The organism is Aeromicrobium ginsengisoli, assembly GCF_004134905.2.
In the GTDB taxonomy this organism is placed as follows: domain Bacteria; phylum Actinomycetota; class Actinomycetes; order Propionibacteriales; family Nocardioidaceae; genus Aeromicrobium; species Aeromicrobium ginsengisoli.
On the sequence record NZ_SDPQ02000002.1, the window covers coordinates 767,516 to 793,898 of the forward strand.

Here is a 26,383-nt window from a genome sequence, read left to right on the forward strand (position 1 = left end):
CTACTGTTCTCAGAACCCTGAACTAAGCGGAGCGGGAGAGCGCGTCGGCGTAGTCACGGAGCGCGTCGGCGGCCACGCGGTGGCCGTGGACCGTGGGCGGGTACGGCTCCCAGTAGTGGACTCTCGCCGCTTCGGCCGCAGCGAGATCGTCCTCTTTGCGTGCAAGTTCGAAGAGTGCGCGGCACACGACGCTGGTGGGATCGGCGGGGACCGAATGGACAATGTTTCTCATGTCCTCGAATCTATGGATCTGACGAGTGGCGCAGCACCGGGGAACTACCGAGTTACCTACGTACTCCATGGCACGACCGCAACCTCTGTCGCCGTCGGCACAGCGTTGAAGGCGTGACGACTCCTACCTACCGGTTGAGGCACCGATGTGAGCTTGATCCAAGAGGGCCGTCGCGGTTGCGAGCGCCAGCCCTGGAGTTGCTTCGGATTGAACAACCGCGCGAGCCGAGGCCCCGTCGTGCACAATGGTCAGTTGCTTCGCCAACAGGTGGGGGTCTGTAGCGGAACCCGCCGTCACCGCCGCGCGGAAGTATTCGGTGAGGGTGTTGTGGAAGCCTCGGGCGACGAGCCGTGCTGGATGTTCCGGCGACTTGACCTCCATCGCGGCCGACACGTAAGGACATCCTCGGAACGACGGGTCCGCGATGACTTGTTCGAGGCGTTCGAAGACGTACAGGACGCGCTCGCGAGGGGTCAAAGCGCTGCCGGGCCTCGGGAACAGTGTTGCGAGGTAGCCAGGCACGCCGCGAGCCAGACTCGCAGCGAGGAGGTCATCCTTGCTGTCGAAGAACTGGTACATCGAGCGCTTCGACACACCTGCCGCTCGGCACAACGCGTCGACGCCGACGTTGACGCCGTCGGTATAGAACAACTCGGCCGCGGCATCAAGAAGGCGCGTTTGAGTGGGTGAGATCTCGTCGGCGGCAACTGCGGGCATGTATCGATCCTAAGAGTCGACTTGAAAAATGTAAACTGATCGGTTTACGCTGAGTAAACCGATCAGTTTCTATTGATTCTTCAGGAGCAGACAATGACCACGACGCCCGCACTCACCACTTCCTCAGGCGACCTCCCATCGAGCATTCCCGCAGCCACCCGGGCGTGGTTCTTGGAGCAGCGCCCGACCGGCCAGCCCACGACTTCTGACTTCGCGATAAGGGAAGTTCCGCTGGCGGATCTGGAGGACGGGCAAATTCTGGTCGTGAATGAGTTCCTCTCGGTGGACCCGTACATGCGGGGGCGGATGAGCGCGAAGAAGTCCTACATCGACCCCTACGAGGTTGGGGCCGCGATGGACGGGCCTGCTGTTGGTCGGGTGCTCGCCTCCCGCGCTGATGGGTTCCGGGCCGGCGACCACGTGTTCCATGGCCTCGGATGGCGTGAGCACGCCGTCCTCGATGCCGCAGCTGTGTTCAAGGTCGACCCCACTCTCGCCCCGCTGTCGACTTACCTGGGTGTGCTCGGAGTCACCGGGGTGACCGCATACATCGGCATCGAACGGTTCGCCGAGATCTCCGATGGTGAAACCGTCTACGTCTCCGGTGCCGCCGGCGCTGTGGGAAGCGTCGCTGGTCAGATCGCTAAGCTCAAAGGTGCCGGACGGGTCATCGGTAGCGCCGGCTCCGACGAGAAGGTCGCACAGCTCGTCGAGCAGTTTGGATTCGACGCGGCCTTCAACTACAAGACCCGCCCCATCGCCGAGCAGCTCGCGGAGGCTGCCCCAGAAGGCATCGACGTCTTCTTTGACAACGTCGGTGGGGAGGCTCTGGAAGCGGCGATCGGCGCGCTTAACATCCACGCCCGTGTGGTCCTAAGCGGCATGGTTTCCCAGTACAACGATGAACCGGTCACCGGGCCCCGCAACCTCTGGAACCTATCAGTCACCCGCTCCAAGCTTGTGACCTTCATGGTCACGGAAGAGCTGGACCTCCAGCCTCGATTCCTCGAGGAAGCCGCCGGCTGGCTTGCCACCGGCGAGCTCCGTTCGCAGGAAACCACCGTCGAAGGGTTCGAGAACACACTCGACGCGTACTTCGCGATGATGCGCGGAGAGAACACGGGGAAGATGATCGTCAGGCTCTGACAGCGTGAACCGGGGTTCGGCTCCCCAAAATGGGCTCGTGGTGGCGTTCGGCGGACCTGCGGGGACGTCGACCGATGACGAACGGGACGGGGCGGCTGGCCGGCATGTGTCGAGGCGGACATCGCGCGCCGGGTGTGGTCGGTAGTAGTATGATCGTACTGTTATGGACCCGATGTGCGACCAGGAGAAGACATGACCAGCCTGACCGATCAGACCGTCCTTGTGACCGGCGCCAACCGTGGCGTGGGACGAGAGTTCGTCCGCCAGCTTCTGGACCGAGGCGTCGCGAAGGTCTATGCAGGTGCTCGCAACCCTCGGTCGATCACGGTGACGGACCCGCGGGTCGAGCCCCTCCAACTCGATGTGACCGATGCCCAGTCCGTCGCGCAGGCGGCTGAGATCGCGGGTGACGTCAGCATTGTGATCAACAACGCCGGCATCTCACTGGTGGCTCAGATCCTCAGTGCCGATGACTCGACCCTGCGGCAGGAGCTCGAGGTCAATTTGTTCGGCCCGCTGGCGGTGACTTCGGCGTTCGTGGATGGCGTGGTCGAGCGCTCCGGTGCCGTCGTCAATGTCGCCTCGGTCATGTCCTGGGTCGCGCTCGGGGGCAGCTACAGCGCCTCCAAGGCGGCGCTGTGGTCGGCGACCGACTCGATGCGAGTCGAGCTCGCGCCCCGCGGCGTCCAGGTCGTCGGTGTCTACATGGGATATGTCGACACGGACATGACCGCAGGAGTCGACGCACCGAAGGTTTCGGTCGACGATGTCGTCCTCCAGGTGCTGGATGGCCTCGAGGCCGGAGACAGCGAGATCCTCGTCGACGAGGCGGCGCGTCAGGTGCGCGCTGGCCTCCACCTCCCGGTCCGGGAGCGCTACGAAGCCATCATCGCGGCCAACAGCTGATGCAGGATGACTCCATGACCACGATCGAGGGCAGTTCCGTCCTGGTCACCGGTGCCAACCGCGGGTTGGGGAGTCACTTCGTCGCCCAACTGCTGGAGCGAGGTGCGTCCCGGGTCTATGCGACCGCGCGCGATCCGCTGAAGATCGACTTGAACGATCCCCGCGTGATCCCTCTTCAGCTCGACGTCACGGTTGCGGAGCAGATCCGCGCCGCCGCCGCAGTTGCCGAAGGTGTCGACGTGGTCGTGAACAACGCCGGGATCGCCAGTTGGACGTCCGTGCTCGAGCCGGGTGCGGCTACCTTGCGGCGGGAGATCGAGACGAACCTGATGGGTACGCTGGCGGTGACGCGCGCCTTCGCCGAGAGCCTGAAGGCCCGGCAGGGCGCGGTCGTGAACATCGTGTCGGTTTCGGCATGGATTGGATTGGCACGCACGTACGGGGTGTCCAAGGCGGCGCTCTGGTCGGCCACCGACTCGCTTCGGCTTGAGTTCGCGCCCCACGGAGTGCAGGTGCTCGGCGTGTACTCGGCGCAGATCGACACCGACCTGACTGCTGGCTCGGACGTTCCCAAGAGTCATCCTGCCGACGTCGTGCGGCAGGTGCTCGACGGGCTCGAGGCCGGCGACGATGAGGTGCTGCCGGACGAGCTGACCCGCGCGGTGCGCCACACCTTCCCGCTGAGCGCGGACGAGAGGGCCGCGATCTTCGGGTCGCACGCCGAGTGACGGCCTGACCGCTCATGTTCGCGTCGTTTACTCAGCAGACGGTGTATGGCGAGATCGGGATCAACACCGTCATCGGCGGTAGCGGTGATCCCGTGCTCTTGCTGCACGGCTATCCGCAGAACCTGGCGATGTGGGCGCGGGTCGCGCCGGCGCTCGCCGCCGACCACACCGTCGTGTGCACCGACCTTCGCGGCTACGGCGACTCGGACAAACCCGCGCAGGGCCCGGATCTGGCCAACTACAGCTTCCGTAGCATGGCGCAGGACCAGGTGGACGTCATGCATGCCCTTGGCTTCGACCGCTTCCACGTCATCGGCCACGACCGTGGGGCGCGCACGGCCCATCGAATGGCATTGGATCACCCGAGCGCAGTGCGCTCGCTGGCGCTCCTGGACATCGTGCCTACATACGACATGTTCGACCGTGTCGACGCCATGACGGCACGCGCCTACTGGCACTGGTACTTCCTGCAACAGCCCGCTCCGTTCCCGGAGGAGATCATCGCCGCCGACCCCGACCACTTCTTCGAAGAATGTCTTGTCGGTTGGGGAGCCATGCGTCTCTCAGACTTCGACCCCGAGCAGCTCGACGCCTACCGGCGCACATGGCGGCAGCGCGAGTCGATCTTTGCAGGCTGCGCCGACTATCGCGCGACGGCCGAGGTGGACGTACGACTGGACGAGGCCGACCTGCACCGCACGGTCGACTGTCCGGCGCTCGTGGTCTGGGGAGAGCGCGGCATCGCCCGGCTGTTCGACATGGAGGAGATCTGGTCAGCTCGTCTGACCAACATGCAAACCGCAAGTCTGCCCAGTGGTCACTTCTTCGTCGACGAGATGCCGGACGAGACCACCACAATCCTCCGCGACTTCCTGGCGGGCGCAGAGCGCTGACGCCGGGCGCGCTGACCGATCCGTGAGGCTCTCAGCCGCGGCTGCGACGGAAGGCAACGCGGCCGTTACGACGAACCATGGCGACGACGGTGGCCATGCGCCCGCGATTCGGATCGGGTTCGAGGCCGGCGCCGAGGCGGTGCAGCTGGTCGGTGTGCCAGCTCAGGTCCAGGATCCCATCCAGCTGCTTGAGGTCGGCGACCCGTCCCAGTGCAGCACGCATGCCGAACTTCATCTGATGAGCCTCGATGGTCTCCGCACGACCGGACAGGATCACGTCCGCTGAGTCAGTCGTGACCACAGTGGGTCGTCCGACACCAACCACGTCGCACTCGCCCTCCGCGACTGCAGACCCCATTCCGATACGCGACCTGAACCCGCCAGTCACGGCAAGCGGCACGTTGCCGACGACCTCTCGCACTGTGCGGGCGTACTCGAGGAAGTACGCTTCCCGCGCCCGCGTCGATGCGGCAGCCGAACCCATCATCGCCGGAGACTCGTAGCTGCCTCCGCTGATCTCAATCATGTCGAGGCCCTCGCCAGCCAGCGCTGCGAGCACGCCACGCGACTCGTCCTCGGTGAATCCGCCGCGTTGGAAGTCGGCCGAGTTGAGCTTGATGGCGACCGCGAAGCCAGGTGAGACCCGCGAGCGGATACGGCGTACGACCTCGAGCGGGAATCGCATGCGACGCTCAGGATCACCCCCCCACTCGTCGGTTCGCAGGTTCGACAGTGGCGACAGGAACTGGTTGAGGAGGTAACCGTGGGCGCCATGCACCTGCACGCCGTCGAACCCCGCGGTCTCGCACACGGCTGCTGCCGTCGCGAAGCGATCGATGATCTCTTCGATTTCCTCGCTGGTCAGCTCTCGAGGGGTCGTGGCGCCGGGCAAGTTCAGTGGGACAGGGCTCGGGGCGACTGGAGTGTGCCGCAGTGCCATCAGGCTCGACTGGCGACCCGGGTGGTTGAGCTGCGCCCAAATGGGCACGCCGGCGTCCTGGGTGGTCTTGGCCCAGCGGGACAGGGCGTCGAGGTCGCGTTCGTCCTCGATCACGACGTTGTCTGGCTCGCCGAGCTGACGACGGTCGATCATGATGTTTCCGGTGATGATCAGGCCGTATCCGCCGCCACTCCAACGTCGATACAGCTGCGGCAGGCGGTGGTCGGGCGAGTTGTTCCGGTCGCTGAGCGCCTCGCTCAAGGCTGACTTCATGATGCGGTTGGGCAGGACCTGACCGTTGGGGAGCGTCAGTGGATCGTGAAGCGATGGCATGGGAAGTCCTTATGAAGGGTTGGCTGAAATGGGATCAGGCGTGTGACAGGTGCTCGTGCGCGGTGACAGCGAAGTGGTCGAAGAGGCGGCTCACGCGATCTACGTCGCCGTCGATCTGCACGTCGCCTGATCGGAGCTTGTCGCTCAGGGTCATCGCGCCGAGGCTTAGATCGATGAACTCGGTCGATATGCACCGCAGCCGCGACGTCGCGGGACTCCCGCTCGGGCCGGAGCGGACGACCATGCGGCCATCGCGTACCGACATCGTGAAGACCTCAGGGGTCGTCACCTCGACGTCGACCTCGAGGTCGCTGAGCAGTGTGGGCGAGATGGCGCCCGACATCACCAGCGCGACCATGTCGGGCCGGGCCTCCACGGTATGGATGTCGGGCATCAGCCCGAGTCCCCACAGGCCCAGGCCGATGACGGGCTCGCGGAGCCCCTCACCGTATGCCGTCAGGGCGTAGGCGCCCGCCGGGGTCTTCTCGGCGACGCCAGCCTCCTGGAGGCGTCGAAGCCGCGTGGTGAGGCGATTCGGACCTGCGGCGGGAAGCGCGGTGCCGAGCTCGGTGAACCGTTTGGGTCCCAGCAGCAGCTCGCGAATGACGAGCAGGGTCCAGCGCTCTCCGAGAACGTCGAGTGCGCACGCCAGTGGGCAACCCTGCCCATAGAGTCGGCGCCCGTCGGCGCCCGACCTCGCGGTCACGCCGGACGCCTGAATCCGCCGAGCTCGGCACCGAGCAGCGCGGCGAACTCGATCGTCGTGAGGTCGCCGCCGGCTGGTCCCATTGCCTGGACGCCGATCGGGAGTCCAGATCGGGATCCGAGACCGGCAGGAATGGTGGTGGCGGGTGTGCCGGCGACGTTGGCCACACCGCACCACTTGACCTGGTCCCAGTACGGTCGCCGCTGGCCGTCGACCTCGAATCTGCGCCCGAACTTGTCCAGCAGCTTGCCGTGATGCGGAGGTGCAGCGGTGGGGGAGACCGGCATCAGCACGATGTCATAGGCATCGAAGAACCGAGTCCAACGCTCGCGGATCTCCTGACGCAGCGCATCCGCCTCCATCCACGCATGGTGAGACATGAAGGTGCCCCGAAACGCCCGGGCCGCGTCACTGCGTGGATTCTGTGCGATCCGCGCCAACATGGTGGCGCCGAAGCCTGGAGTCATGCCGCTGCGGTCGATGCTGAGCTGGGAGAACAGCAAGGGTTGGAAGACCGAGTGCGATTCGCCGATCGTCACCGGGATGGTCGATGGGTGTACGTCGACGGTCGCGCCGGCTCGTTCGAGAGCGTCGACCGACCGGAACATCGCGGCTTTGACCTCGCCGTCGACGGGGCAGTCCGGGTCGTCGAACCAGACTGCCACCCGGAAGTCCTTCAGCGCGGTCGCCCGGGGTTCGGCGAGCTCGTAGTGGAAGCCGCCGTCGCGTTCCATGGGGCCAGTCGTCGCGCGGAGGATCGGGACGAGATCACGCGCGTCGCGGACCTGCGCGCCGGCGCAGGCGAGGTCCGGCTCGGACCAGCGCTTCACACCGGGTCCCGGCACGAGGTGCCCGACCAGGGGGATCGATCGGTACGTGGCCTTGTGTCCGTACAGCCCGACGAAGTGGGACGGTATGCGGGTCGAGCCGCCGATCTCGGAGCCGAAGTCGAAGCCCGTCAGCCCGGCAACGGTCGCGACCGCGCCGCCGCCAGCTGAGCCGCCGGACGTACGGCCCAGGTTCCACGGGTTGTTGGTGGGTCCGAACAGGGGGTTGTCGGCCTGTACGTCCTGGTTGCCTGGCGGCATGTTCGTCTTGCCCATGACGATCGCACCAGCCCTACGTAGACGCGCGACTGCTTCAGCGTCCTGTGTGGGGACGTGGTCGGCGAGGTCAGTGCGGCCGCACGATGACCGCATGCCCTTGGTCTCGTAGCTGTCCTTCGTGGTGATGGGCAGCCCGTGGAGCGGACCGAGCTCCTCGCCGGCAGCCCGGCGCTCATCAGCGGCATCTGCCTCGGTGCGTGCCCGCTCAGGATCCAGCGTGATGATCGAGTTCAGCGGGCCGTCGAGGCGCCCGATTCGCTCGAGGTAGATGTCGACGAGCTCACGACTTGTCACCTCGCCCAGAGCAAGGGACGAGACCAGCTGGTGGGCAGGCGCGAAGGCCAGATCTTCGGCGCTCATCGGGTCACCGACGATCGCGCGATCCCGCTCGTCTCGAGATCGACGAGGGCATCCTGCACTGATTCGTCGGTCAGGTACTTGGCGTCGAGAATGGGGGCTGCGATCCCTCTCAGCGCCGACACCGGCCGCCATCGTCCTGGAACCGTGAGGGTGCGGCGCCGGTCCTCAATGCCGCGGACGATGGCCCCTGCGGCGCGTTCGGGCTGAATCCGCTTCAGCATGAATTTGGGGCTCGCCGACAACAGCGCGTGGAGGTGAGGATCGGCGTCAACCCCGTCGCGAATCATGTCGGTCTCGATGAGGGAGAAGTACGCCGTCATGACGGACACTCCATGCATGGCGAGCTCGGTGTTGAGCCCCCGTCCCAGCTGCTCGACGGCCGCCTTGCTCATGGCGTAGGGGATGGCGCCGGCGCCGTTGATGTAGGCGAACACGGAGCTGATGATGACCATCTGGCCCCGGTTGGCAATGACGTCTTCGATCGTCGCCGCGACGGTGTTGGTCACACCGTCCACGTTGACCGCCATGACGGCTGCGGTGTTCTCGGGTCGGGACGCGCGAAGTGTGCCGCCAACGCCGAGGATCCCCGCATTGGCGATCACGACGTCGATTCGACCCCGCTGCTCGCGGGTTGTGTTGACAGCCGCGCGCACGGACCCGAGGTCAGTCACGTCGCATTCGACGGCCAGGCCGCGGCCGTCGGGCAGGGCCGCCGCAGTCCGCTTCGCCGATGACAGGTGACGGTCGGCGATGACGACGTATGCGCCGCGCTTGGCGAGGACCGTTGCAGTCGCTGCTCCAAGGCCGCGACCGGCACCGGTGATGAAGACGACCTTGTCGGCGAGCGGGTAGGTGCGGCGACGAGGTGGCGTGAGTCTCATGCCGGAGACCATAGAGCAAACTATACGAAATGTATAGGCGTCGATAGTTGGCAGAAACTCACGTCAGCGCAGGGTCGTTGTGGCCGGCCACAATGGCCGGCATCGGATCGTGGTCGGCGGCCCGTATCGAGTCGGATCGCCCCGGCATACCGTCAGAAGGGCTGCGCCCAGCCGGGCGTCTGCTTCGTACGAATCAGGAGCTGTCATGTCCGTTCCCGCTGTCGTGCTCAACAACGGAGTCGAGATCCCACAACTTGGATTCGGGGTCTTCCAGGTGGATCCCGAAGCGACCAAGGAAGCGACACTCACGGCCCTCGATGTGGGCTATCGGCATATCGACACCGCTCAGATGTACGGCAACGAGCGTGGCGTCGGAGAAGCAGTGAAGGCGTCAGGCCTGGCCCGCGAGGACGTCTTCGTGACCAGCAAGCTCGACAACGATGTCCACGCACCCGACGACGCCCTCAAGGCGTTCGACCGGTCACTCGACGAGCTCGGCTTCGACTACCTGGACCTCTTCCTGATCCACTGGCCGATGCCGTGGATCGACGTGGACTACGTCGACACGTGGAACGCCCTAGAAGAGATCTACGCGTCGGGCCGGGCCAGGGCCATCGGAGTCTCGAACTTTCATGAGCATCATCTCCGCCGGCTGCTGGATGAGGCGGACGTCGTTCCGGCTGTGAACCAGATCGAGATCCACCCCTACATGAGCCAGGACGAGTTGCGAACCGTCGATGCTGAGCATGGCATCGCGACACAGGCGTGGTCGCCGATCGCCCAAGGGTTGGTTCTCGACAACCCGGTCATCGCGGAGATCGCCGCGGCGATCGACAAGACGCCGGCGCAGGTCGTCCTGCGCTGGCATCTGCAGCGCGGCGACATCGTGTTCCCGAAGTCGGTGACCCGCAGCCGGGTCGAGGAGAACCTGGCCGTCTTCGATTTCGAGCTCACCGCCCACGACATGGCGAGTGTCAGTGGCCTGAACGCCGATCGCCGTCTGGGTCCGGATCCTGATCAGACCAGCTGAGGTCTCGGACTACGAGCCGGTGCCGGTCAGGCGACGCCGCGTCAGGAGCTGGCGAGGTGATTCGTCGTACCAGCGCCGGCAGGCCCGGGTGAAGCTGCTCTGCTCCGAATATCCCAGCATTGTGGCGATCTGGGATGCCTGCATGCCGGTCGCGGAGAGCTGCCAGGCCATGGTGCGCCTGAGGTCGTCGAGGATGTCCTCGAAGTTTGTCCCGCACTCGGCGAGCCGTCGTTGCACGACCCGGGGGTGGAGGCTCATCGCCCGCGCCACCGAGTTCAACGAGGCGTCACCCACGGTCAAGAGCCGGTGGGTGAGGTCGCGAATGTTGTCGGCCACCGCGAGGTCGGGCCGAATCTGGGAGAGGTAGTCCTGCGCAAGGGTCAGCGCCGCCGCGTCTCGCCCGAGGACCGGTTTGGCCAGATGCTGATTCGACACGTGGATCGAGTTCGTGTCGCTGCCGAACTCGACCACGCAACCAAACATCTCCTCATACACCTCAGAGGCCGACATCTGCTGGTGGGTCATGGTGACGCGTTCAGGGACGAAGTCGTCGCCGAGCAGCAGTCGGAACATGTCCATCGAGATGGCGAGCCCCTTCTCGATCGCGTGCTCGCGGTCCGGAAAGGGCCTCAGGGCGACCTCGAGAGTCAAGGCCGACGTCCATCTCCCGCGCACCAATTGCGTCACTTCTGCCGGACTGCAGTAGTAGAGGAAGCGGGTGCCACCCTCCACCGCGTCTGCGACGGTCTCGGAGTTGCGGATGATGACCGAGACCGGACCGAGGATCTCGATTCCCTGCACCCGTGCGAGACGCATGCCGAAGTCGGGGCAGTCCAGAGCCCGGGCGGCTGCGCCCACCGCGGCCGCATGCGCCGTGTAGCGGATGAACTTGTCCGCGTCCGTCGTGACCCCGGGGTCGATCCCCTGCGCACGGAGCAGGGGCTCCGGATCGCCGCCCAGCTCCGTGACCAGCTCGGCGTAGTTCAGCAGGGAACCGCCGCGGATGAGATTGGCCATGTCGTGAAGTGTCAACTATTGGTCGTCAAAAGGCAAGTTTTTGCCGAGGGTGGGGTGTCAATGTTCGTGGTGGAAGTCACACGACGAAAGACAGGAAATCATCATGAGGCACTTCGATACGACCGCCCGGTGGGCGTCATGACCAGCTCGATGAAGGCGGTCACTCTGCGACGGGGCGAGCTCGAGGTCATCGAGGCGCCAGTGCCGAAGCCTGGTCCGGGCGACGTCCTCGTCAAGGTCCTGGCGGCAGGCATCTGCGGCAGCGACCTGCACAGCGCGACCCACGGTCAAGAGCTCATCGACAGCACTCGGGCCGTTGCCGGCTTCGAGCTGTTCGATCCGGAGAACCCGATCGTCATGGGCCACGAGTACTGCGCGGAGGTCGTCGAGTACGGCGAAGGCACGCGCGGTGAGATTCCGATCGGTTCGCGCGTGACGTCGGTGCCCTTTCTTCTGCGTGGCGAGCAGCCGATCCTGATCGGCTATGCCGGCGTCGAGTCGCCGGGAGCGTACGCCGAGTACATGCTGTTGTCGGAAGACCTGATGATCCCCGTGCCCGACAGCGTGCCCAGCGACATCGCCGCACTGGCCGAACCCCTCGCGGTGGCGGTCCACGCCGTCAACCGGGGTGGGCTCGGGGCTGACGACGTGCCGATCGTGATCGGGTGCGGGCCAATCGGACTCGCGGTCATCAAGGTGCTGAAGCTGCGCGGAATCGGGCCGATCATCGCAGCAGACTTCTCGCCCGCGCGTCGCGCTCTGGCCGCCGAGCTTGGAGCGGACATCGTGGTCGATCCGCGCGTCGAGTCGCCGTACGAGGCCTGGAAGGATGCCGCTGCGGTGGGGGAGACGGAGCGCTTCGGTCGCCAGACCACGATGTTCCCCGGATTCGCCTACCGGCCGTCGGTTGTCTTCGAGTGCGTCGGGGTTCCTGGCGTCCTGCAGCAGATCTTCGCCGGCGCCGCTCCGTGCACCAAGGTCGTCGTCGCAGGCTTGTGCATGGAGGAGGATCGCGTGCTGCCAACGTACGCACTCCTGAAGGAGATCGACATGGTCTTCTGCATGGCGTACTCCGTCGAGGAGTTCATCGAGGCGCTCGGCTACCTGTCGCGTGATGACGTCAACATCGCGCCGTTCATCACGAGTCGCATCGGTTATGACGACGTCCCTGAGGCGTTCAGCAGGCTGGCTGACCCCGAACAGGACGCCAAGATCGTCATCATGCCCTGACGCACGACCCCGGCCCTTGCACTCAGAGTCCGCCCGACTTTTCCGCACGATCGCATCACCTCTTAGAACTGGAGAAATATCATGACCGCAGTCGAAACTGCCCAGAAAGTACCCGTCCTGTCGCTCCCTCAGACCGAGCTGCTCACCGTGAACGTCAACGACATGCCGCTGCTGTTGGACGGTCTGACCGAGGGCGCACACTTCAAGCCGCTCCTGCTGGACCCGGAGATCGGCATCTGGTCGGTCCTGGCGACATTCGCGCCTGGCATCGACCTCCCGATCCACCTGCACACGGGATCGGTGCACGCCTACACGCTGTCGGGCAACTGGATCTACGCCGAATACCCCGACCAGCCGCAGACCGCGGGCTCCTACCTCTACGAGCCGGCTTCGTCGGTGCACACTTTGGCCGTACCGGCATCGAACACCGAGGACTCGGTGATCCTGTTCATCATCAGTGGAGCCAACGTCAGCTTCACTGACGACGGCCAGTTCCACTCGGTCCTCGATGCCGTCACGGTTCAGCACCTGGTGACCCAGTGTGCCGAGAAGCAGGGCATCGAGGAGCCGAACTACCTCGTCGGCGGATTCGCCGGCTTCAGCAAGAAGGCGAAGTAGGGCCTAGCTGTCGAGGCCGCTCCTGCGGTGCACATGTCGTTTGACGTGGATGCTGCACCGTGGGGGAGGCCGCGACTGCTCGTGTGTGGGCATCATGCACTGATGCTCAGCGCCTGGGTGGGGCACGATGCCACCGCCTGGTGGGCGCCCTGGACATCTTCGTCGGGGATGCCGTCCTGGAGGATGACGAGTTTGTCGTCGTCATCGATCTCGAACGTCCCAGGGTTGATCGACTCGCAGATTCCGAGTCCCGTGCACCTGCTTCGATCGACTGTCACCTTCATCTGCCTCGCCTATCGAGAGGGCTACCTGCCAAGTAGTGGCTCCAGAATGTAACTTCGTTACTACTCGCGCAGCGGCCAAGCTAGCGCGGGATAGGAGTGGGCGGAAAGACCCTTGCAAGGCCGGTGATCGTGGCCTAACCTCAAACAACATTCGTGCGTAACTTCGTTATGGGGACTTCATGGACAGTGCCGACTTTCTGACCGTCGATGTCTTTGATCGTCCGCCTGGCGGTCGCCTTCGGTGGCGCCGAAGGGCGAACAGTGAACTGAATCGCGGGATTCGGGGCTTGCGGGCCGCCACTGTGAACTATTCGAACAACGCGACGTATTCGCTCGCGCCCCGGCTGGTGCCGGGTGGATGCACGCTGGTTGCGGCTTGGGATTCCCCGGCGGCGGCTGAGGCGGCATTCGGGGGGCGGCTTCGCGCTTTGATCGAGGGTGCCGGCCGCTTCAGCCTCGACGGGCAGATGGTTCGAGTCAAGGTGAGCGAGGAAGGGGATCGCTGGCACGGGTGGCTGCCGTGCGCCGAAGGCGCGGAGCCCCTGGTCGCTGATGAGCCGATGGTGGCGATCGTCCACGGAGTTCTTCGAAGGGGACACCTCCTGAGATTCGTGCGCAACAACATGCATGCCGCCAGTCGTGCGGCTCATCATCCAGGCCACCGTGGCAGCGTCGACATCTCGTCCCAGCTGCCGTTCGAGCACACATCGATCAGCCTGTGGAAGACGTATGCGCTGGCCCAGGAGTTCGCCTACAAGCCCGGCGGGCACGCGACCGCGCTGAAGCACGCTCTCAAGAACAAGACGCACCGTGCCGGCGTGTTCCTGCAGGTACGACCCCTGGCGGTCAGTGGGAGTCTCGGGATCGATGTCCGACCGTTTCCGGGCTTGCCTCCCGCCAATCGCGCCGGGTTGTGATCCTCAAGTGCGGAAGTCAGCGCAGGAGCAACGCGCGGCGATCCTGGTCGCCGCGCTTGAGCAGTTCGGCGTCTCCGGTCTGGATGCCACTCCCATCGATCGGATCGCCCGGCGGGCGAGTGTCTCCGCGCCTTACGTACATCGATTGTTCGGTACCAAGTCCGAGCTCATCTCGGCTGCCATTGGGGAGCACACCGAGCGACTGTTGAATCTGCTCCGTTCTTCACGCGCCGATCGCGAATCTGACGGATCGCCTTTGCAGGCCCTCGAGTCGACGTACTTTCGGCTCAGCGAACAGGATCTCGGCACGCTTCGTCGTCAGTTGCACGTTTGGGGCGCGGCCCACGACCCTGCGCTGACCGCGACGGTGCAGAGCAGCTTCGAGTCGATGTGGGCCGAAGTCGGAGTCTCGAGCGGCGCTGACCCCGACGAAGTCCGGCGATTCATGGCTCACGCCGTATTGCTGACGATTCTGGCCTCCTTGGACCTGATGGACCTCTACGGCATGGAAGAAAAGGGGTGTTAGTATGATGATCGTAATTCAATGGAAAGAGGACCCTCTTCATGTCAATTGCCTTTAAGCCCGTCACCGTCGGACCCTGGGATCTGCCCCAGTCGTTCGTCATGGCTCCGATGACCCGCAGTCGTGCCGGAGCGGGCAACGTCCCCACGGCACTCAACTCCGAGTACTACGCGCAGCGCGCCAGTGCCGGGTTGCTGATCACCGAGGGAATCGCACCGAGCGAGGTAGGCCAGGGGTATCCGTTCGCGCCGGGTCTTTACACCGATGCGCAGGTCGAAGGTTGGCGAGCAGCTGCCGAGGCCGTGCATGCCGCGGGCGGCACTATCGTCGCGCAGTTGATGCACGTCGGCCGGGTCGCCCACACCGACAACAAGGCCGGCGCCGAGACGATCGCTCCGAGTGCGGTCCAGGCTCCGGGCGAGATGTTCACGCCGACTGGACCTCAGCCTCATGACGTGCCCCGGGCGGCTCGCGCCGACGAGCTGGACGGCATCCGAGATGAGTATGTCGTGGCGGCCCGCAACGCAATGCGCGCTGGACTGGACGGTGTCGAGGTCCACGCGGCCAATGGGTACCTGCTGCACCAGTTCCTCGACCCGACGGTCAACCTGCGCGATGACGAGTACGGGGGAACGCCGCAGAGGCGCGCCCGGTTCGTGGTCGAGGTTGTCGCTGCGATAGCGGACGCAATCGGTGCGGAGCGAGTCGGAGTGCGACTGGCCCCGGGCAATCCGCTCAACGGGATGGGTGAGCAGCCGGGTGAAGACCTGGTCGACACATACCGTGCGGTGGTTGACGGGATCAGCAACGTCGGGTTGGCCTATCTGAGTGTTCTCGTGGTGTCACAGGAGCACTTCGGCCCATTGGTCGCCGACCTGCGCGAGCGCTTCGACGGCCCGTTGATGCTCAACGCACCAAGCGCCGAGCCGACGTCGCTGGAGACCGTCGAGAACCTTCTCGGTGACGGACTGGCTGACGTCGTCGCGGTTGGCCGATCCTTCCTGGCCAATCCCGACCTCGTCGAGCGCTGGAAGCAGGGTGCGCCGGTCAACGAAGCCGATCCGGCGACCTTCTACGGTGGCGACCACCGCGGGTACACCGACTATCCGGTGCTGGCCGCGGTGTAGGCATGGCCACGCCGCAACGACTGGTGCCAGTCATTGTGGCGCGGCACGAAAGGTTGGGGCGATCGTCGGACCGCGAGCCGATGATCGCGCCACGCCTCTGAAAGAGAATGACCGTGTCTCTCATCTTCGAGATGAGAGACGACCCACACGTCGGTGGCGGCCCGTCACGGAATGCACACTCAGGAGAAGTAGATGGCCAAGGACTCCAACCGCAACGTGTCATGCCTGCTCAGCGACTCGGCAGCGCGACACCCTGACCGAGCAGCCATCATCTTCGGCGGGTCGACGTTGACGTACGCGGATGTCGATGCCGCCGCGAACCGCGTCGCGAATCTCCTGGTGTCGCGCGGTATCGAGCCAGGCGACAAGGTGGCGCTGTCATCGCCCAACGTGCCGTACTTCACGATCATCTACTTCGGCATCCTCAAGGCCGGCGCGACGGTCGTCCCGCTCAACATCCTGCTCAAGCCTCGCGAGGTCGCGTATCACCTGGCTGATTCGGAAGCCAAGGCCTACTTCGCCTTCGAGGGATCGGCCGAGCTGCCGATCGGAGAGGCCGGTTGGCTCGGCTTCAGTGAGACAGAGAGCTGCGTCGACTTCTTCCTCGTGTCGGCGCCGCAGTCGACTCCGACGGCGATGCTGGGCGAACAGCTCTCGACTGGTGTTGCTGTGGACTACGCACAAGCGGTGGCCGATCAGTCCTCGACGTTTGAGACTGCTGCGGTTGATGACGAGGACACCGCCGTCATCCTCTACACGTCCGGCACCACTGGGCAGCCCAAGGGCGCTGAGCTGCGGCACCGCAACATGCGCGACAACGCACTCGCCGGCCCGGACATGTTCGGTGTCGACGCGGCACACCCCGACACGTACCTGTGTGTGCTGCCGTTGTTCCACTCGTTCGGGCAGACCGTGATCCAGAACGGAGCCCTGGCGTTCGGCGGCACGATCGTGATGCTTCCCCGGTTCGAGGCCAAGGCCGCGCTCGACCTGATGCTGACGAATCGGGTGACTCTGTTCGCCGGCGTGCCGACGATGTACTGGGGACTGCTCGGTGCACTCGACGAGGGAGTCGACGTGGCAACGTTGGCAGCCAACCTCCGCGTGGCCATCGCGGGCGGGTCGGCCCTCCCCGGCGAGGTGCACAAGAACTTCAAGGAGCGCGTCGGCGTGACGATCCTGGAGGGCTATGGCCTGTCAGAGACGTCTCCGGTGGCGGCATTCTCCGTCTTCGGCGAGGAGCCTCGGGTCGGGTCGATCGGCAAGCCAATCCCCGGAGTCGAGATGAAGCTCATCAACGACGACTGGACCGACGTGCCCGACAACCCGAACGCGGTCGGTGAGATCGCGATCAAGGGTCACAACGTCATGAAGGGCTACTACCAGCGCCCTGACGCGACAGCCGAGGCGATCAAGGACGGCTGGTTCCGTTCGGGCGACTTGGCCAAGAAGGACGCGGACGGCTATTACTTCATCGTCGACCGATCCAAGGACATGATCATCCGAGGTGGTTTCAACGTGTACCCGCGCGAGCTCGAAGAGGTGCTATTGCAGCACCCAGCAGCCTCGTTGGTGGCCGTCATAGGTGTCCCGAACGATCAGCACGGTGAGGAGATCAAGGCCGTCATCGTGAAGAACAAGGACCATGATGAGGTCTCCGAGGCTGATGTCGTGGCGTGGGGCAAGGAGCAGTTCGCGGCCTACAAGTATCCGCGGGTCGTGGAGTTCGTTGAGGAGCTCCCGATGACGAGCACCGGCAAGATCCTCAAGCGCGAGCTCAGCTGAACACGATCCCACTCAGGCGAGGTGCGCGGCCTTCGAAGGCGCGGCCGGTGTGAGGACGCGCCGTGCTTCCATGGCGAGATAGAGATGTGCAGCGTCGATCGGCTCGGTGGGGGTGCGGCCGGTTGCCTGACAGAGCTTCGCCATGCGGTACCTAACGGTGTTGGGATGACAGTGCAGCAGTTTCGCTGCCTCCGCAGTGGATCCCTTCGCCTCGAACCAGGCGCGTAGTGTGCCCATCAGCAGGTTCTGCTCGTCGGCCGGCAGCACGGTCAGTCCGCCGAGGACATCGCGAACCAGATCGGCAGACACCTCTTGCTCGGAGGCCAGCAGCACAGCCACTCGAGCCTGTTCGTAGCGCATCACGGCGTTGCTCCCCGGGGCGGCAGCACCTCTCGCCGCGCGGGCATCGACCGCGGCGGCGGTGGCCTCCGACACCGATGTGAAGATCTCGCTGACACCGACCCGGCCGAGCTGCAGGGTCGTGAGGTGGTCGGTGAGACGCTCGATCGGATACCGGCGGCTCAACGCGATGAGTCCGACCTCTCCGTCGATGTCGGACCGCCACGCGGTGTGGACCCCGCACGCAGCCAGGGTGCGATCCGTCGACACCAAGGCGCCGTCCTTGCCGGCCGGAAGTGGGTCGGTGGCCACCACCACGAAAGTGCCCCTGGCGGGCAGACGGAGCGCCGTCGCAACACCTGAGATCGTCAGTCCCGTCGCGTGGGTGCCGTGGAACAGAGCCGTCAGCGCAACCTCGCGCAAACGGGTGTTACGTTGGGTCTGCTCGACCTCGAACTCTCGGTACGCGGCGCTCAGAATCTCCAGGTACTCGTCAAGCGTGTTCCAGAAGGTCGCCGCCGATTGCAGCAGATGCTGGACGGTGCTCGGGTCCGAGCCGAGCTTCTTGACGAGCTCGTCCCAGATGGAGGACATCCCCAAACGGTAGGCGCGTTGCACGACTGCCAACGGTGCGCCCTGCTCTGCTCTCCTGCGGCCAGTCTCACGAGGCGGTGCGGTGACTTCGTCGTCATGATCGCCGGATATCGCGCTGAGGATTGCGAGGATGTTGGGCCGCACGCTGTCCATGAGCGGGCCGATGCCGAGCGTCTCGGAGTAGTAAGGCTCCTTCGCGGCGATCTGCTCCGACAGGACACGTGTCAGCCGGTCCACGTCGTCTGCGAGCTGGCGGCACGCTTCAACCACCACTGCCCCGGGCCTGTCCGGTGGATAGGGGGCGGGCACGTGGTGACCGGGGAGGAAGTGCGGAGACGTGTGGATCGACATGGTCAGTTGGCCCTCTCATGGCGTGACGAGCCGGGTCGTTCTGGAGGGGGAGACGACCCGGCCCAGTTCATGGGGTGACCAGCACCTTGAGCGCCTCGCGCTCAGCCATCGCCCGATATCCGTCCGGCACACCGTCGAGATCCACCGTGCGATCGAAGACCTTGCCGGGCTCGATCGTGCCGTCGAGCACCTCCGGAAGCAGCTCGACGATGTACGCACGTGTGGGCGCTATCCCGCCTGTGAGCGTGACGTTGTTGAACCAGATGGGTACGCCGAGGGGTGCCTGTTCGTACTGGGGCAGCCCGACCCGGCTGATGACGCCACCGGCGCGCACGACACCGCAGGCCTGTTCGTAAGCTGCCAAGAAGCCGACCGCGTCGATGACGGCGCGGGTCCCATGTCCGTTCGTGAGCTCCCGTACCTGTTCGATACCTTCCTGGCCCCGCGCGGCCACGACGTCGGTGGCGCCGAACTCTCGCCCGAGGTCAGTCCGCGAGATGTGGCGTCCCATCAAGATGATGCGCTCCGCCCCGAGTCGACGAGCTGCCAGGACGGCGAGCAGGCCGACTGCGCCGTCGCCGATCACCGTGACACTGTCGCCGCGGCGTACTCCCGCGGTGAGTGCAGCGTGGTGTCCGGTGCCCATCACGTCGGACAGCGTCAGAAGAGACTTGATGAGTCGAGGATCGTCGGTGGGTGGCAGCGCCACCAGTGTTCCGTCGGCCCACGGCACGCGCACCGCCTCGCCCTGGCCGCCATCGACACCGAGGGCACCCCAGAATCCTCCGTGGGTGCATGACGTCTGCAGACCTGCCTGGCAGAACTGGCAGGTGCCATCGGAGTAGACGAAAGGTGCAACGACCAGATCGCCGCGTTTGACGGTCGTAACCTCAGATCCGACGTCCTCGACCGTACCCATGAATTCATGCCCGATGCGGACCGGATGCTCCGCTGGGTCCATGTTTCCGTAGGGGTGCAGATCGGTACCGCAGATGCAAGCGGCGGAGATCCGGACGATCGCCTCGGTTGGCGCGGTGATGCGGGGGTCGGGGACGTCGTCGATGCGGACGTCCCGAGCACCGTGAAGGACTGTGGCGCGCATGGCGTGCCTTTCACTTGATAGTTAGGCGTCGGCCGGCTGGCGTCGGCTGCGTCGTGACTTGCGGGGTTGGCTGGCGCGATCAACCGTGGCGAGAAACTCCAGGACCTGCGAGGCGAACTCGTCGGGGCGCTCGATCTGCGGCATGTGGCCCGTCCCCGCGAACAGGTGGGTCGCCGCATGAGGGAACAGTCGGCGGGCCTCGACGAGATGGCGTGCCGGTAGGACGCGATCGCGGTCACCCCAGACAACCAGGGTCGGTTTGCCTTCTGCGGCAACCCGTTCGATAAGCGACTTTCGCCATTCGGGACGTACCCCGCGCAATGTGGCCAACGCCTGGGCAGTCTCCCAGACAACCTTGCCAGTCCCAGGCTGTCGGGCGATGGCCATCGCGTGGTCCACCCGCAATGGGGTCGCGAGGCTCGGGTCTGCGTACCCCAAGCGCTCGGCCACCCGTGCGGTCGTCGGGGTGGTGTGCGATGTAAGGAACCGTCCCAGCAACGGGGTCGACATCAGCCGGAGGGGCAGGGCGACCTCCTTGCCGAACCCCGCACTGTTGACGAGCACCAGGCTCGCCACCCGATCCGACGCGAGAGTCAACAGCTGCTGAGCCACTGCACCGCCGAGCGAGTTCCCGATCACGTGCAGTGCACGCTGCTCACCCAACTCATCGAGTGTCGCGAGAACGCCTCGTGCCAACACGGGGAGGGAGGTCGGTGACTCGGACCGTTGGCTGAATCCTGAGCCTGGCAGGTCCATCGAGATCAGTCGGTGGCTCCCCGACAACCTCGAGAACTGAGGGGCCCAGTCCTCGAGGCTGCGGCCGATGCCATGAAGAAGCAGCACGGGTGGGTTGGCCCGATCCCCGTCGACGCGTACTCGGGTTCGCCGCCCTTCGACGTGGATGATGGCTGTCGAGCTGGTCATCCGGCGGTCGCAAGCGTCTTCGCCGTGGCGGATGTGAAGACCAACGCAGAATCCTCGATCGGATCCTTGCCGAGCAGCTGACGGTCGCCCTTGTAGTCCTGGGCGACCACCCAAGGTCCCTTCGAACCCTGCTGCGGGAACAGGTGCATGGCGCGGTTGACGTAGCCCGTGCCCATGTCGATGTAGGGGCTACGGGTCATGGTCGGGTCGTCAATCGTCGGAGTCACAGTCGAGTAGCCGTGGCGGTCCATGTGAGCCAGGAGCCGGCACGTCCATTGCGCAACGAGGTCCGCCTTCAGGGTCCAGGCGTGGTTGACGTAGCCGACGGTGAAGGTGAAGTTCGGGATGTCGCTGACCATGAGTGTCTTGTAGAACACGTGGTCAGGCAGGTTCACCTTGTTGCCGTCGACATGGAGGGGAATCTTGCCGAACGGCACCATGTTGAGACCCGTGGCAGTCACGATGACATCGGCCTCGAGCTCGTCGCCCGATTCCAGCAGGATGCCGGTCTTCGTGAATCGGACGATGCGATCGGTCACGACCGATGCCTTGCCGGCGGCGATCGACTTGAACATGTCGCCGTCGGTGACGACACACATGCGTTGGTCCCACGGCGCGTAGTCGGGATTGAAATGCGTGTCGACGTCGTAGCCCTCGGGCAGGGCCTTGATGTTGACCTTTCGCACCAGCGCCCGCATCTGCTTGGGGAACTTTCGGCTCGCGTTGTAGAGCAGCGTTTGCTTGTTGATGTTGACGGAGCGCGTGATCTTGTGTGCGGCGGTGTCGGGCAGCACCTTGCGGAGGAGGATGGGCAACGGGTCCTTGCGGGGCGCGGGCATGACGTACGACGGCGATCGCTGGAGCATCGTGACGTGTTCGGCAGTCTCGGCCATCACGGGCACGACGGTCACAGCTGTCGCACCGCTGCCGATGATGACGACCTTCTTGCCGGCGTAGTCGAGATCGGCGGGCCAGTGCTGCGGGTGAACGATCTCGCCCCGGAAGTCGTCGCGACCCTCGAAGTGCGGGGTGTAGCCCTCGTCGACGTCGTAGTAGCCGGCCGCGGACGACAGGAAACCGGCGGTGATCTCGAAGCGCTCACCATCGCTGGTGCGCTCTACGGTGACTGTCCACCTCGCATCCGCCGTGGAGAAGTCGGCCGAGACGACCTTGTGGCCGACGTGGATCTTCGATCCCAAGTCGTTCTCGTCGATCGTCTCCTGAAGGTACTCAAGGATCTCGTCGGCATCGGCGATCGCGTTGTCCTTGTTCCAAGGCTTGAAGCCGAAACCGAAGGCGTACAGATCGGCGTCCGAGCGGATCCCGGGGTACCGGAACAGATCCCAGGTGCCACCGATGGCGTCGCGCGACTCGATGATCGCGAAGCTCCTCCCGGGTTGCAGAGTTGTGAGGTGGTAGCCCAAACCGATGCCGGTCAGCCCGGCACCAACGACGAGCACGTCAACGTGCTGTGGGACGGAGGTGGTCGCAGTGGATGCGGTCATGGTCGTTCTTCCTTCTGGATGATGGTGTGCTCGGGTGTGCGGGGATAGCGGGGGATCAGTGCGGCATCAGCAGCGAGACGATCTCGGGGACCTTCGAGATGTCTGGGACGGCGAGGAAGTCGGGTGCGAGGAAAGTTGGGTCGGGCCACGTGTAGTAGCCCTGACCGGTCTGGGCGCCCAGGAGGCCCTTGTCGAGGAGGTTCTCCTTGATGTAGCTCGCATTGGCGGTCATCTGCTCGTCCGCGTTCTCAGCGCCCCAGTAGGACAGGACGTCGTAGGCGGTCTTCATGCCGACCTGGTCGAGCATCCCGAAAGGGCCGATGGGGAAGCCGAACTTCATGAACGAGCGGTCGACGTCCTCTGGTGTGCTGACGCCGTTTGTCACGAGGGTCTGCGCCGCGTTGGACAGGGCAACCGTCCAGGTGTTGACGACGTAGCCGTTCTGTTCCTTGCGTACGGGGATCGGCATCATCCCGATCTCGATCGCGAACTCGGTGATCTCGATCAGTGTGCTGCGCGCAGTGGTGGCGTGAGCCATGATCTCGGCGAAGTTCATCGCCCAGATCCCGTTGCCGAAGTGCAGGGCGCAGAACTTCTCCGGCCTACCGGTCGCGTCGGCGAAGGTGCTGGGCAAGAACGTGGAGGAGTTCGTGGCGACGAGCGCGTCCTCCGGCAGCAGGTCGGCCATCTCCTGGTAGACGGAGGTCTTGACGTCGGGGATCTCAGGGACGGCCTCGATCACCAGATCGGTCTGGGCGACGGCTTCAGCAAGGTCGGTCGTGTAGGTCAGCCGGTCGCTGGTCGCGACGATCTCTGCCTCGGTCGCACCCACGTCAGCTAGATAGATCGCGGCGTATTGGTCGTGCATGTCGCGGCAGTGCTTCAGCGCATCCTCGGCGATGTCGTAGACCGTCACGGTCTTCCCCTTGTAGGCACTGTGCCAGGCGATCTGCCCGCCGAGCACGCCGGATCCGAGAAGTGTCACTTTGTTCAGTCGAGACATGATGGATGGCTACTTTCGTAAGTCGGTGGGCATGGCGCCACTGCTGAATTCGGCGAGGATTTGCTCGTACGGATGACCTGATCGCTGCAATCGCAGATGTTCTGGGTGTGACTGTGGACACAATCTATGGCGGGCCTGTGGTGTGGCGCTCGTCACGTCGTGCCAAACTTTCGGCGGCGGATTGTGATCCCGTAACAACGCGGTGTGCGGTGGTACGAGTCGGCTGTCAACCAGCTGGGGACGCACGAGGAAGTGCTACGTCGGACGATTTCATCGCCCGACGTAGCACTGTCTGCCGAGCCGTCAGAGGCCCTTGAGGAAAGTCAGCAGCTCCTGATTGACAGTTTCGGGATGCTCCTGCTGGATCCAGTGTCCGCAGTTCGGGATGATGACGGATCCGCGCAGATCGGGAATGTATTCAGCTGCCCGCAGACGGGCTTCTTGGCTCCAGATCGTCGCGACATCTCGATCGCCGCCGATGAACATCGCCGGCACAGTCAGTGGCTGCCCCTGGTACTGCGCGAGCACTTCCCAGTTCAAGTCGGCGTTCGTGTACCACGCCAGAGGTGACCTCATGCCGCCGAACTCGAGCTCGGCGATGAAGATGTCCAGCGTCTCGTGATCGAGCCAGCCAGGCAATGTCTCCGGGGACTGAAGATTGACGGCGAACCCCTCGCCGTCGGGGACACACATCGCGGCTCGCACGAACCCGATCACGTGTTCTGGTGGGAGCGACGTCAGATCCACACCATTCAGCTCAGGGGGGAGCGGGCTGTCAGCGGACAGCCCGTAGAAGCCGCTGGTGATGAAGGTCCGCAGATCTTGCTCGATCTCCTTCTCGGCCTTGCCTGATCGGTCGGCAAAATAGTCCTGGTAGAAGGTCAGGCCGGGACCGGCGAGTTCCCGGTGAGTGAGGGTCGGCCGCACATCTCCGAACGGATCACCCGGCAGTGCGGCAAGCCCGCGGGCCCCGAAAGGCACGCTCATGCCAACGACGGCGCGGAACACGTCGGGACGTGTCCATGCCGATGCCCACGCGACAGGCGCGCCAAAGTCGTGACCGACGATGACCGCAGTGCTCTCGCCCAGCGCCTCCACCACGCCCACGCAGTAGGCGACCAGCTCGGTGATTCGATAGTCGGACGGCTGCTGGAGCTTTGCCGATCGGCCATACCCGGGCATGTCCATCGCCACCGCGCGGTAGCCAGCGGCGCCGAGAGCATCGAGCTGGTGGTGCCAGGCGTATGACGACTCGGGGAACCCGTGGCACAGCAGCACCAACGGGCCGGAGTCGCCGGAGACGCGCAGGTGAATTCTCTGACCATTCGACGTGACGGTGACTTCTTGCCAATCAGACCTCGGCATGGGGTGACTCTCTTTCAGGCGACGGACAGTGTCCTGGGGAACCATCGGCAGCCCCGTGTGGTGCCGCTCACAAAACGTAGATCGAACTCACAGGCTGCGTCTTGTGCGCAGATCCCAAGAAGTGCCGTGCGAACTGTTGTCCCGCGACATGTCGAACGTGACGGGAGCGGACGAGTCTGTCAGCACAGATGTTGAGGTGGCGCAGACAATGGGAGGAACGTATGGGACAGTGCGCTCGCGCTGGTGGCCCAGAGCGGTCGAGCCCGATGTGAGGTGGCGATGATGAAGAGAGCGATCGAAGGTGCGGAGCCGGAGTGGCCGCCCTTGCGTGAGGCGACCGCTGAACGGGCGTGGCGCGACGTCCTCCAACCCATCGCCGGGAGTCTCCGGCAATCTGCCGCCGCCGTTGCCGCGGACACCGTTTCCCTGGTGCGCGGCGAAGTCCCTGAGTTGTTCGTTGATGCACAAACAGTCGACGAGGCGATGTCGAGCACCGAGGAGAGTGTGCGACTTTTTGCCCAGTTGCTGGAGGTTGGTGGCAACCCCGCCCACAGCGACCTGCCGCCGTCGACGCTTGCCATCATGCGGTCGGCAGTCTGGAGACAGATTCCACTGTCTTGGCATTCGCGGTTCTATCGACTCGCGCAGGAGCATGTGTGGCGCTGGCTGCACAGCCGCATCCTCGAGGAGACTTCAGAAGGCCCAGAGCGAGCGCTGGCGGTCGATCTTGCCACCACGATGCTCTTGCAATTCGTCGATCGGGCGATGACGCGTGCGGACGAGGCGTACGAGGTCGAGAGGGAGACGTGGTTGCAGGGTGCCGCGGCATCGCGTGGTGCGGCCATCGATGACGTGCTGGCCGATCGTGATCAAGATGTGCGTTCGTTGTCGGAGAGACTCAGGTATGACCTGACACGACACCACGTCGGGGTCATCGTGTGGTCCGACCACTGGTCGGATTCGGCGACTTCGCTGCCGGCGCTGAGTGAGGTGGTCGCCGCGATCGCTCGGGCACATGGCGCGGAGTCGAGCATCACCCATCCGCTGGGATCGTTGGCGGTTGCCGGCTGGTTCAGCAGCCGTCGCGACTTCGGCCCCGACCTGGTGTTCAATCTTGGTGAGAAGGGCGGCTCTGTGCTTCCCGAAGGGGTCAAGGTGGCGGTGGGCCAGTCGGCTCACGGCATCGACGGGTTCCGGCTGACGCACACTCAGGCCGGACACGCACGCCGCGTGGCGGCGCTGCTCCCGCCCGAAGAAGTCGGCGTCACGAGATATCAGGATGTTGCGGTGACGGCGTTGTGTGTCGCCGATCCGGAGCACGCGACGCGATTCGTCAGGCAGACGCTCGGCGCTCTGGCAGTCGATGACGAGTCGACGTTTCGACTGGCCATGACGTTGCACGTCTACCTACGAGAGAATCGCAGCCGGGCGCGGGCCGCGACTGAGTTGTCGGTTCATCCCAACACGGTGAACTATCGGGTGCGTCAGGCAGAGGAATTGTTGGGTCGAAGTATCGACGAGAACTCGCTCGAACTGCGCGTTGCTCTGACGATGCTCCCGGTGCTCAAGAGACTCGATAAGACTCGCTCCAGCGGTGGGTGAGCGAGCTGTTTCGAGCAGACATCCTGCCGCTTCTCGTGCAACTTTCGTGACGCCGCTCAGATTGTGTCGCCGCACAAATTGTTGGACGAACGACTAGCACCGCACACATGGAGTGCTCG

At 64.7% G+C, this 26,383-nt stretch carries 26 protein-coding genes; 12 read left to right on the forward strand and 14 right to left on the reverse strand.

Going from position 1 to position 26,383, the window contains the following annotated elements:
• Positions 1-22: 22 nt before the first annotated feature.
• Positions 23-232, reverse strand: a complete 210-nt coding sequence (locus tag ESP70_RS10610; RefSeq protein ID WP_149689233.1) for a hypothetical protein — start codon at positions 230-232, stop codon at positions 23-25.
• Positions 233-355: 123 nt separating this feature from the next.
• Positions 356-949: a TetR/AcrR family transcriptional regulator gene (locus tag ESP70_RS10615; RefSeq protein ID WP_149689234.1), complete on the reverse strand. Its 594-nt coding sequence runs from the start codon at positions 947-949 to the stop codon at positions 356-358.
• A 93-nt stretch (positions 950-1,042) separates the two neighbouring features.
• Here ESP70_RS10615 and ESP70_RS10620 point away from each other — a divergent pair, with 93 nt between their 5' ends.
• From ESP70_RS10620 to ESP70_RS10635, 4 genes are all read left to right on the forward strand, one after another.
• Positions 1,043-2,095 (forward strand): NADP-dependent oxidoreductase, encoded by a 1,053-nt coding sequence (locus ESP70_RS10620; protein ID WP_149689235.1) that lies wholly within the window; start codon positions 1,043-1,045, stop codon positions 2,093-2,095.
• A gap of 192 nt (positions 2,096-2,287) precedes the next feature.
• Positions 2,288-3,001 (forward strand): SDR family oxidoreductase, encoded by a 714-nt coding sequence (locus ESP70_RS10625; protein WP_149689236.1) that lies wholly within the window; start codon positions 2,288-2,290, stop codon positions 2,999-3,001.
• Between the two features lie 14 nt (positions 3,002-3,015).
• Positions 3,016-3,729, forward strand: a complete 714-nt coding sequence (locus ESP70_RS10630) for an SDR family oxidoreductase (RefSeq protein WP_149689237.1) — start codon at positions 3,016-3,018, stop codon at positions 3,727-3,729.
• A 14-nt stretch (positions 3,730-3,743) separates the two neighbouring features.
• Complete coding sequence (locus ESP70_RS10635) at positions 3,744-4,622, forward strand: alpha/beta fold hydrolase (RefSeq protein WP_149689238.1); 879 nt, start codon at positions 3,744-3,746, stop codon at positions 4,620-4,622.
• A 31-nt stretch (positions 4,623-4,653) separates the two neighbouring features.
• Here the strand turns inward: ESP70_RS10635 and ESP70_RS10640 are convergent, their stop codons facing one another.
• The 4 genes from ESP70_RS10640 to ESP70_RS10655 are packed head-to-tail and all read right to left on the reverse strand — an operon-like array spanning position 4,654 to position 8,948.
• The gene (locus ESP70_RS10640; protein ID WP_149689239.1) at positions 4,654-5,895 is read right to left on the reverse strand and encodes an NADH:flavin oxidoreductase/NADH oxidase family protein; all 1,242 of its coding nucleotides are present in this window, start codon (positions 5,893-5,895) and stop codon (positions 4,654-4,656) included.
• 34 nt (positions 5,896-5,929) lie between these two features.
• Positions 5,930-6,601, reverse strand: coding sequence for a winged helix-turn-helix transcriptional regulator (locus ESP70_RS10645; protein WP_188110586.1), 672 nt, complete (start codon positions 6,599-6,601; stop codon positions 5,930-5,932).
• On the reverse strand, positions 6,598-8,067 hold the full coding sequence (locus tag ESP70_RS10650; RefSeq protein WP_149689241.1) for an amidase: 1,470 nt from the start codon (positions 8,065-8,067) through the stop codon (positions 6,598-6,600). Before ESP70_RS10650 ends, ESP70_RS10645 begins: the two co-directional genes overlap by 4 nt.
• Positions 8,064-8,948, reverse strand: a complete 885-nt coding sequence (locus ESP70_RS10655) for an SDR family NAD(P)-dependent oxidoreductase (RefSeq protein ID WP_149689242.1) — start codon at positions 8,946-8,948, stop codon at positions 8,064-8,066. The genes ESP70_RS10650 and ESP70_RS10655 overlap by 4 nt, the downstream gene beginning before the upstream one ends.
• 205 nt (positions 8,949-9,153) lie before the next feature.
• On the opposite strand from ESP70_RS10655, the gene ESP70_RS10660 reads away from it, so the two are divergent.
• Positions 9,154-9,978, forward strand: coding sequence for an aldo/keto reductase (locus ESP70_RS10660; protein WP_149689243.1), 825 nt, complete (start codon positions 9,154-9,156; stop codon positions 9,976-9,978).
• Between the two features lie 9 nt (positions 9,979-9,987).
• Here the strand turns inward: ESP70_RS10660 and ESP70_RS10665 are convergent, their stop codons facing one another.
• On the reverse strand, positions 9,988-10,995 hold the full coding sequence (locus ESP70_RS10665; RefSeq protein ID WP_149689244.1) for an AraC family transcriptional regulator: 1,008 nt from the start codon (positions 10,993-10,995) through the stop codon (positions 9,988-9,990).
• A 138-nt stretch (positions 10,996-11,133) separates the two neighbouring features.
• Here ESP70_RS10665 and ESP70_RS10670 point away from each other — a divergent pair, with 138 nt between their 5' ends.
• Entirely contained in the window at positions 11,134-12,225 is a 1,092-nt protein-coding gene (locus ESP70_RS10670; protein ID WP_223148693.1) for a zinc-binding dehydrogenase, read from the forward strand.
• An 81-nt stretch (positions 12,226-12,306) separates the two neighbouring features.
• Complete coding sequence (locus tag ESP70_RS10675) at positions 12,307-12,843, forward strand: 2,4'-dihydroxyacetophenone dioxygenase family protein (protein ID WP_149689245.1); 537 nt, start codon at positions 12,307-12,309, stop codon at positions 12,841-12,843.
• 92 nt (positions 12,844-12,935) lie between these two features.
• On the opposite strand, the gene ESP70_RS10680 is transcribed toward ESP70_RS10675, so the two are convergent.
• Positions 12,936-13,127, reverse strand: coding sequence for a ferredoxin (locus ESP70_RS10680; protein WP_149689246.1), 192 nt, complete (start codon positions 13,125-13,127; stop codon positions 12,936-12,938).
• Between the two features lie 179 nt (positions 13,128-13,306).
• Here ESP70_RS10680 and ESP70_RS10685 point away from each other — a divergent pair, with 179 nt between their 5' ends.
• The 4 genes from ESP70_RS10685 (at position 13,307) to ESP70_RS10700 (ending at position 17,479) form a co-directional block, all read left to right on the forward strand.
• A complete protein-coding gene (locus tag ESP70_RS10685) occupies positions 13,307-14,044 on the forward strand; it encodes a hypothetical protein (RefSeq protein ID WP_149689247.1) in 738 nt (245 codons plus the stop codon).
• Between the two features lie 7 nt (positions 14,045-14,051).
• Positions 14,052-14,570, forward strand: coding sequence for a TetR/AcrR family transcriptional regulator (locus tag ESP70_RS10690; RefSeq protein ID WP_188110587.1), 519 nt, complete (start codon positions 14,052-14,054; stop codon positions 14,568-14,570).
• Between the two features lie 38 nt (positions 14,571-14,608).
• A complete protein-coding gene (locus tag ESP70_RS10695) occupies positions 14,609-15,694 on the forward strand; it encodes an alkene reductase (protein WP_149689249.1) in 1,086 nt (361 codons plus the stop codon).
• Positions 15,695-15,886: 192 nt separating this feature from the next.
• A complete protein-coding gene (locus tag ESP70_RS10700) occupies positions 15,887-17,479 on the forward strand; it encodes a long-chain-fatty-acid--CoA ligase (protein ID WP_149689250.1) in 1,593 nt (530 codons plus the stop codon).
• Between the two features lie 12 nt (positions 17,480-17,491).
• Here the strand turns inward: ESP70_RS10700 and ESP70_RS10705 are convergent, their stop codons facing one another.
• The 6 genes from ESP70_RS10705 to ESP70_RS10730 form a co-directional block, all read right to left on the reverse strand.
• A complete protein-coding gene (locus ESP70_RS10705) occupies positions 17,492-18,763 on the reverse strand; it encodes a PucR family transcriptional regulator (protein ID WP_149689251.1) in 1,272 nt (423 codons plus the stop codon).
• A gap of 67 nt (positions 18,764-18,830) precedes the next feature.
• Positions 18,831-19,865, reverse strand: coding sequence for a zinc-dependent alcohol dehydrogenase family protein (locus ESP70_RS10710; RefSeq protein ID WP_149689252.1), 1,035 nt, complete (start codon positions 19,863-19,865; stop codon positions 18,831-18,833).
• 21 nt (positions 19,866-19,886) lie between these two features.
• Positions 19,887-20,789 carry an alpha/beta fold hydrolase gene (locus ESP70_RS10715; protein ID WP_149689253.1) on the reverse strand — a complete coding sequence of 301 codons (903 nt, stop codon included), beginning with the start codon at positions 20,787-20,789 and terminating at the stop codon, positions 19,887-19,889.
• Positions 20,786-22,294 (reverse strand): flavin-containing monooxygenase, encoded by a 1,509-nt coding sequence (locus tag ESP70_RS10720; RefSeq protein ID WP_149689254.1) that lies wholly within the window; start codon positions 22,292-22,294, stop codon positions 20,786-20,788. The genes ESP70_RS10715 and ESP70_RS10720 overlap by 4 nt, the downstream gene beginning before the upstream one ends.
• A 55-nt stretch (positions 22,295-22,349) precedes the next feature.
• Positions 22,350-23,279, reverse strand: coding sequence for a 3-hydroxyacyl-CoA dehydrogenase (locus tag ESP70_RS10725; protein ID WP_223148694.1), 930 nt, complete (start codon positions 23,277-23,279; stop codon positions 22,350-22,352).
• 321 nt (positions 23,280-23,600) lie between these two features.
• Positions 23,601-24,662 carry an alpha/beta fold hydrolase gene (locus ESP70_RS10730; protein WP_149689256.1) on the reverse strand — a complete coding sequence of 354 codons (1,062 nt, stop codon included), beginning with the start codon at positions 24,660-24,662 and terminating at the stop codon, positions 23,601-23,603.
• A gap of 282 nt (positions 24,663-24,944) precedes the next feature.
• Here ESP70_RS10730 and ESP70_RS10735 point away from each other — a divergent pair, with 282 nt between their 5' ends.
• Entirely contained in the window at positions 24,945-26,264 is a 1,320-nt protein-coding gene (locus tag ESP70_RS10735; protein WP_188110588.1) for a PucR family transcriptional regulator, read from the forward strand.
• The last annotated feature ends 119 nt before the right edge of the window (positions 26,265-26,383 follow it).